This window comes from Streptococcus saliviloxodontae (genome assembly GCF_016908655.1).
GTDB classification, from domain to species: Bacteria; Bacillota; Bacilli; order Lactobacillales; family Streptococcaceae; genus Streptococcus; species Streptococcus saliviloxodontae.
Genome location: NZ_JAFBEI010000015.1, coordinates 33,594 through 48,830 on the forward strand (window position 1 = coordinate 33,594; position 15,237 = coordinate 48,830).

The following is a 15,237-nucleotide window of genomic DNA, read 5'->3' on the forward strand; positions in this document are numbered from 1 at the left end:
GGAATTTTTATTTTTAGGATAGGTATTTTTGAAGCATGTGAATGAGATCGTGATTGTTACTAAGAAGAGAATCAGCTTGTTCCTCTGAGAGTCCTTCTAACTGGTGGAAACAAGATATTAGTTTCTGCTCAATGTCTAGGCGAAGCTTCTGTCCTTGTTCTGTTAGATTGACAAAAAGTTGGCGCTTGTCATTTTCCGGCTTACTTCTAAATACAAGTCCTTTTTCTTCCAAGCGTTTAACGAGGGGAGTCAAAGTGTTGCTGGCTAAATCAAGTGATTGACCTAGCTCCTGCAATTTACGGCAATCTTTTTCCCAAAGAGAGACTAAAACGAGGTATTGAGTATAGGTTAAGTCGTAGGGTTCTAAAGCCTGTTTGTAAAATTGGTGGAAAAGGCGATTAATGGTATAAAATGAAAAGCAAAGCTGCTGTGAGAGTTTGTAGTTCTTTTCCATGGATTTCCTTTCAATCGTTTGCGATAGTTCCATCATATCAGAATCTTAATTTCTTGACAAATAATTTAGAGAGGAGTAGAATGGTAGTCAATTAATCGCACACGATTTATAAAGGAGTTTTCATGACAGAAACACAAGAAGAACTCAGAGAACGTATTGGTGATTTGGCTTTTGCTGTCACACAAGAGGGGGCAACAGAACATGCTTTTACTGGGGCTTATGATCATTTCTTTGAAAAAGGGATTTACCTTGATGTGGTTAGTGGTCAGCCATTGTTTTCATCGCTAGATAAATACCAATCTGGTTGTGGTTGGCCAGCCTTTACCAAGCCGATTGAGAATCGTTTAGTGACCAATTATGATGATTTTTCTTATAATATGCATCGCATTGAAGTGAGAAGTCGTCAGGCGAATTCTCATCTTGGTCATGTTTTTAATGACGGCCCGATGGATAAAGGTGGGCTACGCTACTGCATCAACTCTGCTGCTCTGCAGTTTGTCCCCTACGAGGAATTAGATGCAAGAGGTTTATCAGATTACAAGGTATTATTTGAGGAGGAGAACTAGAATGTATCAGTACGATGTTGCTTTTATTGGGTCAGGACATGCCTCATGGCATGCTGCAGTGACACTGGCTCAAGCAGGTAAGAAAGTTGCTATCATTGAGAAAGATGTGACTGCTGGAACTTGCACAAATTACGGCTGTAATGCTAAATTTTTGTTAGAAAGTCCTTTTGAATTCATGGATGGGCTAGCTCGCTATGAAAAAGCAGGAATTGCTAAAGCCGGTGAGATTTCATGGGAGAAACTCATGGCTTATAAGAAAGAGGAAATTGGAACCTATGCGCCTTTTCTTGAAAATGTGTTTAGTCATGTCAATATTGACTTGATAAAAGGGCATGGGCAACTTAAAGATTCCCATACCCTGGTAGTTGGCAATCAAGAATTGACAACGGAATATGTCGTGATCGGTACAGGGCAACGTCCCGCTCGTCTTAATGTTCTCGGTAATGAATACTTCCATGATAGTCGTGATTTTCTCGATTTGGATGAAATGCCAAAGCGTATCACATTTATTGGGGCAGGTATTATTTCATTAGAATTTGCGACAATGGCTGCAAAACTTGGCTCAGAGGTGCATATTATTGAGTTTGCGGATCGAGCTTTAGCAGCTTATCCAGAACCATATGTGACAAGAGTAGTCGAGAAAATGACCAGTGAAGGAGTGACTTTCCACTTTGGTCAGGCAGTTTCAGAAGCACAGATGACTGATAGTGCTTATCTGCTGACAACAGCTACTGGACTAAAAATTAAAACGGATTACATTGTCGATGCAACGGGGCGTGTTTCCAATATTGAAAATCTTGGTTTGGAGGCTCTAGGCATTGAGACTGATAGGCTTGGCATCAAAGTCAATGACCGCATGCAGACCGCTGTGTCTACCATTTTTGCCTCAGGTGATGTGGTCTCTAAAACCATTCCGAAGCTAACACCGACTGCCAGCTTCGAATCTGACTATATTGCATCAGTGATTTTGGGAAATCAAGAGCCAATCAAGTATCCCGTTGTTCCGAATATCGTTTTCACCTTACCACGTATTGCACAAGTGGGTGTGACGATTGATGAGGCAGCTACTAATCCAGAGGATTATAAGGTAGTAGAGGTGCCTTTTGGTCAAAAATTGAAATTCCAAACCAAGTTAGAAGAAGAGGCTCACATTACCTTTATCGTTGGGAAAGATAAGACCTTGAAAGGAGCAGCACTGTTAACCGAAGATGCTGGTGATTTTGTCAATTTCTTGACCCTAGTTATCAATCAAAAATTAACTGCAAAAGATTTAAATGGGATGATTTTTGCCTTTCCAGCTGCAACAAGTGGCTTGATTGGAGATTTAAAGGCAGCTTTAGTGTAAGGATAAATGAGAAAGGAATTTAAGTTATGACACAAACATTTAAAGACATTATGACTGGACGTCGTTCAGTTCGTTCATTTGACCCAGAAGTAAAAATCTCTCGTGAGGAGATGGAAGAGATGATTAACGAGGCGGTGCTTGCTCCGTCTGCAGTCAATCTTCAACCTTGGCGTTTTGTTGTGGTAGATAGTCCAGAAGGTAAGGAAAAATTACAACCTTTGGTCAGATTCAATAGCCTTCAGAACGAGACTTCTGCTGCGATGATTTTGATTTTTGGCGATACCAAACCTCAAGAATACGCAGAAGCTATTTACAACAAAGCCGTAGAAGAAGGTAAGATGCCTCCTGAGGTTAGGGACAAGCAACTGGCAGCGATTGTTCCGATGTATGATAATGCCAGTGAGCAAGTCATGCGTGATACGGTTCACATCGATGCCAGTCTGGTGGCCATGCAGTTGATGTTGGTAGCTCGAACACACGGCTATGAAACTAATGCTATGACTGGTTTTGATAAGGAACATCTGGCAGAAACCTTTGATTTGGATCCTGAACGTTATTTGCCTATCATGATTTTGGCAATTGGTAAGGCAAAGGAAGAGGGCTATCCATCTGTTCGTTTGGATGCTAAAGAAATCACGAGTTTTCGTTAAGGAGGAGAACATCTTATGAAAAAAGCTTTAATTGTAATGACTAATGTTGAAAAATATAGTCCATCTAACCGTCCAACAGGGCTTTGGTTAGGAGAATTAACACATTTTTATGAACACATGGACAAGGCTGGTATTCAAGTTGATTTTGTCAGTCCTTTAGGTGGTTATATTCCGCTGGATCCCCATGCTATGAGTTTCTTAAACGATACGGATTTGCACTACTATCAGGATCGTGACTTTGTTTCTAAAGCTCTGGCTAATACCAAGAAACCTTCTCAAGTCAAGGCAGACGATTACGATGTGATTTATTACACTGGTGGACATGGTGTGATGTGGGATTTCCCAGAAAATCAAGAACTGGCAGAGATTGCGTCAGCTATTTATCAAAAAGGTGGTATCGTTTCAGCAGTCTGTCACGGCGTTGTGGGCTTGCTCCCAATCAAGGATCAAGAAGGTCAGCCTCTAATTGCAGGTAAAACAGTTACAGGTTTCGCCAATACTGAGGAGGACTTGAATGGAACAACAGATCAAGTGCCGTACTTAACAGAAGATGCTCTGAAAGAAAAAGGTGCTATTTATGAGAGCAGCACGGCATTTACACCGTTTGTGCGTGTGGATGGTCGCCTAATTACAGGACAAAATCCGCAATCTGCTGGAGCTGTTGGTCAGGCTGTCCTAGATTTGCTTGCTAGCCAAATCTAGTTTGAAGGCATGAGTGTTTTGTGTTACACTAACCGACGAATCATAGCTAAGAGTCGATAATGATTAGAAGAGCAGAACTGAGCGGTTGGTCAAGAAAGCTCCATACACTCACATGGAAGAAATTTTGTAAATTATAGAAGAAAACGTTTTCTTGGATTGAAGAAAAAGTCCATTTTGGACAATTTTCTTCAATCTTTTTTCTTTATGTTGAAAATAAAAAAACTCTCAAAAACACTGAAATATCAATGTTTCTAAGAGTTTGATGACTTGCTATCTTTCGCAAACTTCTTCAATTTTTTATATTTTTAGGAGTTTGTCTACGTTCTGAAACATGAAAGATATCTTTCATGTCTTTTGTTGTGGATTAGGGAAGTATATTTACTATTTTTGTCAGTTTAAAAAGGATTTTGCTACTTTTTGTACTTTAAATAACTCTAATAAATGATATTATTTAGATAATAACAACATTTCAAGACTAAAAATAGACATTTCAAGACATGTACGTTTACATTTCAGGAGATAGAGATATAATAGTAGCATAAAGATATGGAGACACTCTCCACATAACTGGATATCAGATTATCAAACGATTTTACTCTCTCTCTACTAATTAAGATCGTTTGTCAAAATGTCCAGCTCTCTCTCAAAAACGACGCAAATGTCTTCATATCAAACTACTACTTTATATTTCTTATCTCTCTCTCCAATCTTGAGATAAACACCAAGAACTAAGTTTCGTACTTAGTTCTTTTTTGTTATAATAATAACAAATATTTGGAGGTTACAAATGACAATTAGACAAGCTGATAAATCAGATATTCCGCGTTTGCAGGAATTGTTATTACAAATTTTACAGGTTCATCATGATGTTAGACCAGATTTGTTTCGTTCAGAAGGTAGCAAATTTACAGATCAAGAATTGGTAGAGTTGATTGATAATCCTAAAACACCTATTTTTGTTTATCTTGATCAGGATGGTAATATTTTAGGACATTTGTTCACTATTATCAAAGAAATCACTGAAGAGACTGGGGCCTTGGTTCAAAGAAAGACTTTATTTATTGATGATCTCTGTGTCGATGAAAGAGCGCGTGGTCAAAAGATAGGTGAAAAACTTTATCAGTATGCTTTGAAGTATGCTGAAGAAATAGACTGCTATAATGTTACATTGACAGTTTGGAATGCTAACGAGAGTGCCTTGCGCTTTTATCAACGTCTTGGTTTAGAGGCTCAGCATACGACTATGGAGCATATCATCAAATAGTCATTTGTATCGTGTAAAGGGGTTGGTCTTATCCAGCCTCTTTCTGTTATATCAATGAAAGTGGTTCCCTGTTTTAAAGCTAGCGAGTTTTTGGTCTCAGAAAAACCATATTACGAGACTTTTAAGCAGAATAAGTGCATAATATAAGTGACTAATAGTTTTTGTTGGTGTGCATTACCGAGCTTCTATGAGTGTAATCATCAACAATTGATAAGGGGGCTTAGGATGGATATTAGAGAGTTTATGGCAAAAAAATGCCCAGATATATTTGATAGTTTTGCGAATTTGCCACGATTAAATATTCATAGCTTGCGTCTTGAGTTGGCAGTAAGAACGACAACTGGCTTAATTTACCATTGCCAGTTTCTGAGTTCTAACAATCCCTATTCTGATGAGGTTATTTTAGAATGTCATATTTTGTTTGAATCAGATGATCAAAAAATTTCTATTGATTGTTCTCAGTTGCCAATGATGGGCTCTGTGGATGATTATTTAATGTGTTTTGATCAGTTTGAACTCTTGGAAAAGCGACTTAATTTTGAGTATATGATTAATCATTAAAAGGAACAGGCTGGCTAGCTTGTTCCTTTTCTCATGCTTATCTTTATTTTATGTGGGATAAATTGAAATAACTTACTTGAAAGTGAGTTTTTGATAAGAAAAACATAAAAAGATATTGACATTTTTGCAAAATGAGCGTAAGATACAGGGGTGTGGAGTGAGTCTGAGTTGGAGATCAGGCCTCGTGTTTTAGGATGCGTTTGTAGACAGAAAGGGATTTTATGAAAAAGACACTCATTTATCTTACCTTATTGGCCAGCTTAGGTTTTGGGGCTAGTGTGGGAGCAGAGACCAGTACGCAGGCTAGTTCAGAGAGCCATGAAGCTCATTGGGGCTACACTGATGAGATTTCTCCTGATTATTGGGGCAGTTTGTCAGATGATTATCAGGTTTGTCGTGATGGTCAAGAACAGTCTCCTATCAATATCACAAATGCCCAAGATGTTGATCTCCCAGCACTTGCATTAAACAGTAAGGATTCTAAAGTTTCTGTTTTGAACAATGGGCATACCATTCAAGTAACGCCTCAAAATAATGACAATACCTTGGTTATCGGTGACAAAACCTATACCTTGAAGCAATTTCACTTTCACGCTCCGAGCGAAAATGAGATTGATGGAAAACAGTATCCTTTAGAAGGGCACTTCGTTTATAAAACAGAAGACGGTCAAATTACAGTTGTTTCCGTCCTTTATCAATATGGTAAGGAAAATACTGGTTTGAAAGCTATCTGGAGTAAAATGCCAACAAAAGTTGATAGTGAAGCGACGGTATCAAGTAACATTGCTATCGATAAATTATTCCCTACGAGTCAGGATTATTACAATTTTGAAGGTTCTTTGACGACCCCACCATGTACTGAGGGTGTCAATTGGATTGTTTTTAAAAAACAAGAAACAATCAGCAAGGCACAGGTTAAAAAATTCTCTAAAGTTATTGGTGTGAAAAATAACAGACCACTTCAGGATGTGAACGGTCGTGAGATTAAAGATTAAGCTGATGCTTCAGTTAGTTTAGTTATAAAAACCACTCTTGCCTAGTTTAAGCTAGGCAAGAGTGGTTTTTATAGTGTTGAATAAAGGAAGGATTTTGATTTTAGAAAAGAAGTAAAACGTTTTCTTTTTACTTTTTTAAAAAATTTGCTTACGAAGAAAAAATTTTTTTGTTAGACTAAACTAAGTCACTAAAAAGCCTATATTAACAGGTGATTATATAGAAATGGAGTTTTTTATGCCTCGTAATTTTAAAGAAGCAATGATTTTTACTTGCTTGATGTGTGGGATGATGGTTTTAGGAATGAGTATCTGGAATCTGATTGTTGCAGGCCACTTCTCATGGTTTCATGTGGCTTTGGGATATCTACCTGGTTTTGTAGTAGCCTTTCTTCTGGACGTTATTTTGGTGGGCCCACTTGCTAAAAAATTTGCTTTGTCTATTATCATGACGACCCCTCATCATGATAAACGCTGGGTGAAGATTGTTGGTATTTCAGGTTCTATGGTGCTTGGGATGGTAACTTGTATGTCTTTTTATGGGATTTTGATGAGTGGTCAGGACTTAAGTGTGCAAACTTATGTCAGAACTTGGTTGACGAATTTTGTAGCAGCAATCCCTTTGAATTTTCTGATTGTAGGGCCAATCTCTCGTGCTATTTTAGGGTATTTTCAAAAACCTCTTGACGGAGAAGATGAGGTGGAAGATTTTAATAATGATGAGGAAATGCCAAAAATCATATAGGAGAAGGGATAAGTCATCGAAGTTGAGGACTTCTATGGCTGGTAGAGTGTAAACTAAAAAAGTGGACTTTGGTCCACTTTTTTAGGCTTTCTTACCGATATAACGTTTGATCAGAAGGAGAATATATCCCACAATAATGTATGCTATTGAGATAATAGCGGTGTTGAGCAAGACTTGTCCCCAGCCGTATTTATAGACGTTGATGAAAAAATAGGCGAAAGGACTGTCGACGGCTCCTGGAATAGGTAATTTCAATAGCATCCCATTGATAAGGGCGAAAGCGAAGTAGGTTAATGGGAGAGCAGTCCAATAGATAGGACTGATCCAACGGTAGGCACCTCTACGATCAAGTATGATGGTATCTAAGACCATGGCGATTGGAACAATGTAGTGCACCAAGAAGTTACGGATGTTCCAGAATTCGTGTGATTCAACTAGAGGGGCAAGCATAAAGTGATAGATGACATGAGTGATTAGGATTGCCATTGTAACTCCAGCCTTGGTTTGCAATAAGCCAGTAAAGGCGTTGATAGGACCTTTTTTACTCTCGAAATAGACTAGATAGAGCATGAAACTAAAAACGAGAATATTAGATAAGACTGTGTAGTAAAGAAGCATTCCCCATCCATCTTGGATGATTTGTAGGGAAACACCCCAAATGCCTAGTATGGCAACTAGGAGACGATAGCATTGGGTTTTTGACATAAAAATGATGTGATAACCTTTCTGAGATAGAGATAGGACTGAGATGAAAGGCTCGCCATTCTAATTAATAACGGTTATGACGTCTTGTCCTTTATCTCAAGTCCATAAAATTTATCTTATCATATTTTATCTTGACGGGAAAATGATTTCTTTGTAGAATTTTAAAGAATTGGAAATGAAAGGATGGTCTATGCCAACAATTAATGATTATGTGGTGGCTGTTCAGTCAGTGACATTTGATCAACTACCCTTGAATGAACTGGATATTGTTTGTTTGAACGAATTAGGATATATCTCCTTTGAAGCATTGATAGCGTCAGATGATGCCTTAAGTAACCCAATACAGCTATCTCTAGCTTTGGCGGATAACTTTGATAAATCTTATCAGGGAAATCCTTTTATGATGAGTAAAGAGCGCCTGCGTCTGTTGGAGTTGATGTTGGCTTCTGAAAGATTTGAGAGTCTGACCCTCTCTCACTATGTGAATGAAATCAGTAGTGAGTATGAGAAGCAGTTTGCTGGTATGGTGTTTACGATAGCAGCTATTAACTATGAGCAGATTGTTTTTAGAGGGACAGATGATAGTCTGATTGGTTGGAAGGAAGATTTTAAATTGACTTATAGTCGTGAAATCTCTGCCCATCGCTCAGCCATCTCTTATCTAACGAGCGTACTTCCTTTATTATCAGAAAGCGTTTATCTATCAGGTCACTCTAAGGGTGGGAATGTGGCTGTTTATGCTGCCAGTAGTCTACCTGATAGTCTACAGAGTCGTCTATCTCAAATTTACTTACTAGATGCTCCAGGGCTACACATAGATGTTTTAAAATCAAAAGGTTATTGTAATATTAGAGATCGTTTGGTATTTATTAGACCACAGGAGTCTATTGTAGGGGTAATGTTGGCGTTGGATGTTGCTCCGATCATTGTTCAGAGTGCTGGTTTTGGTATTTCCCAACATGCAGTGACTAATTGGCAGGTTAATGTAAGTGGCTCTTTTGTTCGGGTTCCTGCAGGGACTGAGCTGAGTAATAGTTTAGAAAAGACCTTTAAGGAATGGACGGCAGAGTTAGGGAGTCAGGACTTGAAATTACTGTTTGATACCTTATTTGACACCTTGATTGAAAGCGGGATTTATAGTCTCAATGATGTGACTTTAGACTCCTTAGACCAACTAGGTACAGCTGTTCGTACTTTTTCACATTTACCAACTCGTAAACGCCGATTGATGACTAAGGCAGGAGTGACCTTTATTGGTATTTTCGCTGCAAGTTTGAAAAGACCTAGTTTTACACGACCTAATTTTCCTTATGCTCCCTTTAAGCGAGCTACTGGTCTTGAAACAGCCCCTAATCTGGACAAATAGTTATCAATAATTTAGATTAATCCTTATTGTGGATTTCGTGAGGGTTCGATCCTTTGAATAATTCTATTGATAGGAGAGTCCTTTAGGCCTTTTTTGACCTTATTTGTGGTAGAATATTAGTCATATATGGTGGAGATTGCCACTGTAAGGACCACTTGTCTCTGTGGATTAGCCTAAGAGAGTGGTCAGTTATCAGATTACTGGAGATAGAAATGAGAGAAACGGAATTAAAGAAAGTTTTGACGACACTGCGACAAAAATACGTTGATCGTCCAGCTGCTAGTAATGATAGTAGTGAGCAGAGTCATTTTGATTCGAAAAAACTTGCTAAAATTAAACAAAGGATTGTCGGATTAGAGATGGAGCGTTGTCAACTTGCTTTAGAGCATGAGGATTTAACATCGATTGATGCGAAGATAGACAAACAAAAGTATCTCTATCGACAGTGTTGCCAACAATCAACATCTAGGAGGTAAAGTGTGGAGCATTTGTTACCTTATGTGATTACTTTTTTATTGCTCCTGACCTTATCTAATATCAGCAACCGTCTTTTTCCTAAGTTGCCTCTTCCTCTGGTGCAGGTTGTTTTGGGAATTGGCGTCGGTCTTTTTCTAGGAAATCATGAGTTATCTTTCTCGTCGGATCTTTTTTTAGCTTTGGTTATCGGACCGTTACTATTTCGAGAGGCGGCAGAGAGTCATGTGGCTAGCTTGTTGAAGAATTGGCGACTGATTGTTTTCTTAATTTTTCCTGTTGTTTTTGTGACGACGCTAGGAATTGGTTTTGTTGGTAATGCAGTTTTGTCAGTTATTCCTTTAGCAGCCTTTTTAGCGATTGGAGCAGCTTTGGGGCCGACTGACCTAGTTGCTTTTGCCTCCCTATCTGGTCGCTTTGCTTTTCCAAAAAAAGTAGAACATATCCTAAAGGGAGAAGGCTTGCTCAATGATGCTTCAGGATTGGTTGCTTTTCAAGTTGCCTTGACAGCTCTGGCGACAGGAACTTTTTCTCTTGGTCAAGCGAGTCTATCCCTACTTTTATCAGTTGTAGGAGGAGCACTGGCTGGTTTTGTAACAGCTAGTCTCCAGCGATATGCACTTCGAGTCCTGTCTGATTTTAGAATTATTGATATTGCCTCGGTTTTGTTGTTAGAATTGAGTCTACCTTTATTGACCTTCTTTTTGGCTGAAGAAATTCACGCTTCGGGCATTATTGCTGTCGTGGTTGCGGGAATTATGAATGCCGCACGGTTTAAGAAAATCACTGTTTTTGCCGCTCAGGTAGATACAGTAACAGAGACGGTTTGGGAAACCGTAACCTTTATGCTGAATGGGTTGGTCTTTTTAATACTAGGTGTCGAGCTTGCTCAATTGTCTGGACCAGTCCTTGTGGGAAGCTTTGCGCGTAATATCACTCTTCTCTTGGTGGTGTTCAGTTTAACTGCCTTATTATTTGCTTTGCGTTGGTCGATGATTTGGTTATTCTTTTTGACTTCTAAGAGGCAGCTGGCAAAGCCACTAAAAGAATACCATCGCGAAATTTTAACCCTGACTTTTTCAGGTGTTAAAGGGACCGTTTCTGTTGCAACGATTTTATTGTTGCCAGCTAGTTTGGATGATTCGGTTTATGCCTTGGTCTTATTCATTGTAGCAGGTGTTACCTTGGTTAGTTTTTTATCAGGAATTTTGATTTTACCAAAACTTGCTAAGCCAAAGGAAAATCATGTGGACAATAAGATGCAGATTGCTATCTTGAACGATGTTTTGATGATGTTAGAAGCTGATTTACAAAAAGCTAGTCAAAAAGCACCAGTATATGCTGCGATTGATAATTATCACGGGCGTATTGAACAGCTTATTTTAAAGCAAGAGGATCAACAGATTCAGAAAGACTTGGCTGATTTACAGCTACTGATTTTTTCAATTGAAAGTGATGGCTTGGAGAAGGCTTTTGAAGAGGGACGTATCCAAGAAAAAGGCTACCATCTCTATCAGCAATATCTGAGAGGTTTAGAGCATAATATCAATCGAACGGCTACTTCTCAACTACGATATAGTTTTTTAGTCTTGTTGCGTTTTGTGAGAAGGTCTTGGCATTATCTCATGTTACTAGGTTTTGTTTTCCGAAAAAATGTGAAAGCAGGTGATTTTAGTGAGGCAGAACGTGAAGATATTATTGACCTTTATTTGGCGAATACTGAGATCATTTTAGAAAGTTTTTACCATCTTAAATCAGTCTATCATCCAAGTTTGATCGAATTTTTACAGGATTCGCGCCTACGAGAGGCTGAAATTATTGGTACGGGTGTCTTTATTGAGCGTGTTATCGCGCGTGCAAAACCGACTAATGTCGATGAGATGCTACGTGGCTATTACTTAGAACGTAAACTGATTTCGGAGTATGAATCAGATAATCTCATCAGCCATCGCTATGCTAAACGTTTACGACGTGAGGTCAACGAGTTAGAATCTTATTCTTTGAAAGATAATTTGAATAGTTTGCCATACGATGTGATGCGCTATGCTCAAAAAAACTAAAATGGTTGCCAAAGAAGAGGCTGGGACAAAGTCCCAAGCCTCTTTTTGTTTATTATTTTGAGAAAGTTTTACCAGCAGAATCGAATCTCTTCATTGATTTGTTAAAAACTCTCTTAGATGTACTTCCTTTCTCTGGTAGTTTTGATTTAAGGAGATTCAATATTAGTCTAGGGGCTATTTATCAAAAAGATGTCTGACGAAAGTCTAGTGTTTTTATTGCTAATTTTTTCTTTGACTGGGTTATAATAGATTATACAAGAAAAAGGAGTTAATTATGAAAGTAGCAACATTTATTGAACCTGGTAAAATGACCATTACAGAGACAGAGAAATCTCGCATCGAAGAGTCTACTGATGCAGTCATCCGTGTCATCAGAGCGTGTGTCTGTGGGTCTGATTTGTGGTGGTTCCGCGGACAGCAAGAGAAAAAAACAGGAACTTTTGCAGGTCATGAAGCCATCGGTATTGTCGAAGAAGTAGGAAGTCAAGTTACTGATATCAAGGTTGGCGATTTTGTTATTGCACCGTTTACTCATGGTTGCGGTCACTGTGCGGCTTGTCAAGCGGGATTCGATGGTTCTTGTCAAAATTACCAATGGGGTGGAACGCCAATCGGTTATCAGGCAGAATATCTTCGTTTCAAGCAAGCCAACTGGGCTTTGGTAAAAATCCCTGGACAGCCGTCAGACTACTCAGAGGAGCAATTGAAGTCCTTGCTAACCTTGTCTGATGTGATGGCGACAGGTTATCATGCAGCTGTGACAGCTGAGGTCAAAGAGGGAGATACTGTCGTTGTCATGGGCGATGGTGCGGTAGGACTTTGTGCAGTTATCGGTGCTAAACTACGCGGAGCGAAACGTATTATTGCTATGAGCCGTCACCAAGATAGACAAGAGTTGGCACTTGAGTTTGGTGCAACAGATATTATTGCTGAGCGAGGCGATGAGGCTGTTGAAAAGGTGCTGGCTTTGACAAATGGTGCAGGCGCAGATGCTATTCTAGAGTGTGTAGGTACAGAGCAGTCGGTAGATACTGCAGCTAAGGTGGCTCGTCCAGGAGCAGTTATCGGCCGAGTGGGTGTCCCAGAAGATGCTAAAATGGATACAGGCGTTCTTTTTTTCCATAATATTGGCTTACGAGGAGGTATTGCCTCTGTGACAGGACCTGATAAAGCCATTTTGTTGGAAGCTGTATTATCAGGTCAGATTAATCCTGGTAAGGTTTTTACGAAACAGTTTACACTAGAAGAGATTCAAGAGGCCTATGACGCAATGGATCAACGTCAAGCAATCAAATCTTTGGTTGTTGTTAGTGATTAAGTAGGTAGGATAAGACAAGACTAGATTTTATCTAGTTTCAGATTGAAGAAAAAGTCCATTTTGGACAATTTTCTTCAATCTTTTTTCTTTATGTTGAAAATAAAAAACTCTCAGAAACGCCGAGGTATCAATGTTTCTAAGAGTTTGATGACTTGCTATCTTTCGCAAACTTCTTCAATTTTTTATGTTTTTAGGAGTTTGTCTACGTTCTGAAACTAGATTTTATCTAGTTTTTTTATGTCTTAAAAGCTCTCTGGGATAAATTTGCATTTAAGAGAATGATTATTAAAAAATAGATACCTTTTCATCTATGTATTCTATAGAAGTCCTTTATTTAAAGCAGTTTGTCTTTGTTAAAAAATCAGAAAATATTTTATTTTTTGTTTATTATTTTAGTTATGCTATAATGTATAATGAGTAAATTACACCTAGAATGCTATAATAGGAGCTATTAAAAACAGATGTTTTGGAAAGAAAAACAGTTCAAATATTCACTTAGAAAATTTAGTTTTGGTGCGGCATCAGCTATTGTTGGCGTTGTTGCCTTGATGGGGATCTATCAAGCGCCAGCTGTCCTTGCGGCAACGACAAGTGCAGCCAAAAAAGAGGTCATCCAATATAAATATGTAATGTATTCCGATCTTACGGATGCTGAAAAAGAAAAGTTAGTAGCTAGTTTGCCTTCGAAAATAGTCAGTGATAGTTATGACACTTACTATATGGTTTATCGCACTAAAAACGGGGAAACCTTAAATATCGGTGTCGGTAGTACTAGAAATGGTAAGACTGAGGTTGTCTCTTCAGAGAAATCTAGTCTTGTCTCTAGTGCAATTGATACGGTAACGTCGAGTGCTGTCGCTAAAGCTATTGATACTGTGTTACCAACAACAGGTTCGAAAGAAAGTATCTTAGGGATGCTTGCAGGTGGTGCTATCCTTCTTATCGGAGTGTCATTGTTGAAAGATAAGAAGAAACGTATCGTTTCAAGCCTTATCATCGTTGGTGGTGCAGGGGTTATCAGCGTCTCTGCCGTGTCAGCGTTAGCTTCCGATGACCTATCTGTGTTTAATAAAACCTATCAATTGTCTGTCGGTGATCCCTTGCCAGAAATGGAACTAAGCATTGATGGTTATGATTTTGTAGGTTATGTGTTGGTTAATACTGATGAGCAGGAAGTTCCTTCAGTTGACACATTGACAGAATCAACGACGACAACGAGTTCTGGAACAACTACAACATCTTTTACAGTTTCAACTGAACTTATGACAACTACAACAGAGTCAAGCACTAGTGCAACAACGAGTTCGGCTTCACCGACGACTAGCACAGAGTTAACAGAAGAGCCGACGACAGTCACAAGTACGACAGCCACGACAGAGTCGAGCACTAGTGCAACAACGAGTTCGGACACAAGTACGACCAGTTCAGAAATAACGGAAGAACCAACAACGGTCACAAGTACGACAGCTACGACAGAGTCAAGCACTAGTGCAACAACGAGTTCGGACACAAGTACGACCAGTTCAGAAATAACGGAAGAACCAACAACGGTCACAAGTACGCCATCAACGACAGAGTCAAGCACTAGTGCAACAACGAGTTCGGACACAAGTACGACCAGTTCAGAAATAACAGCAGAGCCGACAACGGTCACAAGTACCACAATGACAGAGTCGAGCACTAGTGCAACAACGAGTTCGGCTTCACCGACAACTAGCACAGAAATAACAGCAGAGCCAACAACAGTCACAAGTACGCCATCAACGACAGAGTCGAGCACTAGTGCAACTACTAGTTCGGACACAAGCACGACTAGCACAGAGTTAACGGAAGAACCACCGACAGTCACAAGTGCGCCATCAACGACAGAGTCAAGCACTAATGCAACAACGAGTTCGGCCTCACCGACAACTAGCACAGAAATGACAGAAGAGCCGACGACAGTCACAAGTACGCCATCAACGACAGAGTCGAGCACTAGTGCAACTACTAGTTCGGACACAAGCACGACTAGCACAGAGTTAACGGAAGAACC

General features: G+C 39.3%; 15 protein-coding genes. 13 read left to right on the forward strand and 2 right to left on the reverse strand.

Annotated features, from left to right (window positions below; all coding sequences use genetic code 11):
• Window positions 1-13: 13 nt before the first annotated feature.
• Window positions 14-454 (reverse strand): MarR family winged helix-turn-helix transcriptional regulator, encoded by a 441-nt coding sequence (locus JOC31_RS04515; protein WP_205016974.1) that lies wholly within the window; start codon window positions 452-454, stop codon window positions 14-16.
• A 122-nt stretch (window positions 455-576) separates the two neighbouring features.
• Between JOC31_RS04515 and msrB the strand changes: the two genes are divergently transcribed.
• The 8 genes from msrB (at window position 577) to JOC31_RS09865 (ending at window position 7,279) form a co-directional block, all read left to right on the forward strand.
• Complete coding sequence (gene msrB, locus JOC31_RS04520) at window positions 577-1,020, forward strand: peptide-methionine (R)-S-oxide reductase MsrB (RefSeq protein WP_205016975.1); 444 nt, start codon at window positions 577-579, stop codon at window positions 1,018-1,020.
• A 1-nt stretch (window position 1,021) separates the two neighbouring features.
• Complete coding sequence (locus JOC31_RS04525) at window positions 1,022-2,365, forward strand: dihydrolipoyl dehydrogenase family protein (RefSeq protein ID WP_205016976.1); 1,344 nt, start codon at window positions 1,022-1,024, stop codon at window positions 2,363-2,365.
• 26 nt (window positions 2,366-2,391) lie between these two features.
• Window positions 2,392-3,015 carry a nitroreductase family protein gene (locus JOC31_RS04530; RefSeq protein WP_205016977.1) on the forward strand — a complete coding sequence of 208 codons (624 nt, stop codon included), beginning with the start codon at window positions 2,392-2,394 and terminating at the stop codon, window positions 3,013-3,015.
• 15 nt (window positions 3,016-3,030) lie between these two features.
• Window positions 3,031-3,717 (forward strand): type 1 glutamine amidotransferase domain-containing protein, encoded by a 687-nt coding sequence (locus tag JOC31_RS04535; protein WP_205016978.1) that lies wholly within the window; start codon window positions 3,031-3,033, stop codon window positions 3,715-3,717.
• 787 nt (window positions 3,718-4,504) lie between these two features.
• Window positions 4,505-4,981, forward strand: a complete 477-nt coding sequence (locus JOC31_RS04540; RefSeq protein ID WP_205016979.1) for a GNAT family N-acetyltransferase — start codon at window positions 4,505-4,507, stop codon at window positions 4,979-4,981.
• A gap of 225 nt (window positions 4,982-5,206) precedes the next feature.
• Complete coding sequence (locus JOC31_RS04545) at window positions 5,207-5,542, forward strand: hypothetical protein (RefSeq protein ID WP_205016980.1); 336 nt, start codon at window positions 5,207-5,209, stop codon at window positions 5,540-5,542.
• Between the two features lie 221 nt (window positions 5,543-5,763).
• Complete coding sequence (locus tag JOC31_RS04550) at window positions 5,764-6,537, forward strand: carbonic anhydrase (protein ID WP_205016981.1); 774 nt, start codon at window positions 5,764-5,766, stop codon at window positions 6,535-6,537.
• A gap of 235 nt (window positions 6,538-6,772) precedes the next feature.
• Window positions 6,773-7,279, forward strand: a complete 507-nt coding sequence (locus JOC31_RS09865) for a DUF2798 domain-containing protein (protein ID WP_239551649.1) — start codon at window positions 6,773-6,775, stop codon at window positions 7,277-7,279.
• Window positions 7,280-7,360: 81 nt separating this feature from the next.
• Here JOC31_RS09865 and JOC31_RS04560 read toward each other — a convergent pair whose 3' ends face one another.
• Window positions 7,361-7,984: a Pr6Pr family membrane protein gene (locus JOC31_RS04560; RefSeq protein ID WP_205016982.1), complete on the reverse strand. Its 624-nt coding sequence runs from the start codon at window positions 7,982-7,984 to the stop codon at window positions 7,361-7,363.
• Between the two features lie 190 nt (window positions 7,985-8,174).
• Here JOC31_RS04560 and JOC31_RS04565 point away from each other — a divergent pair, with 190 nt between their 5' ends.
• From JOC31_RS04565 to JOC31_RS04585, 5 genes are all read left to right on the forward strand, one after another.
• The gene (locus JOC31_RS04565) at window positions 8,175-9,350 is read left to right on the forward strand and encodes an Mbeg1-like protein (protein ID WP_205016983.1); all 1,176 of its coding nucleotides are present in this window, start codon (window positions 8,175-8,177) and stop codon (window positions 9,348-9,350) included.
• Between the two features lie 212 nt (window positions 9,351-9,562).
• A complete protein-coding gene (locus JOC31_RS04570; protein WP_205016984.1) occupies window positions 9,563-9,826 on the forward strand; it encodes a hypothetical protein in 264 nt (87 codons plus the stop codon).
• A 3-nt stretch (window positions 9,827-9,829) separates the two neighbouring features.
• Window positions 9,830-11,884 (forward strand): cation:proton antiporter domain-containing protein, encoded by a 2,055-nt coding sequence (locus tag JOC31_RS04575; protein ID WP_205016985.1) that lies wholly within the window; start codon window positions 9,830-9,832, stop codon window positions 11,882-11,884.
• A 274-nt stretch (window positions 11,885-12,158) separates the two neighbouring features.
• Window positions 12,159-13,202 (forward strand): zinc-dependent alcohol dehydrogenase family protein, encoded by a 1,044-nt coding sequence (locus JOC31_RS04580; protein ID WP_205016986.1) that lies wholly within the window; start codon window positions 12,159-12,161, stop codon window positions 13,200-13,202.
• Window positions 13,203-13,663: 461 nt separating this feature from the next.
• The coding region (locus tag JOC31_RS04585; protein ID WP_205016987.1) for a YSIRK-type signal peptide-containing protein at window positions 13,664-15,237 on the forward strand (1,574 nt) is incomplete at its 3' end.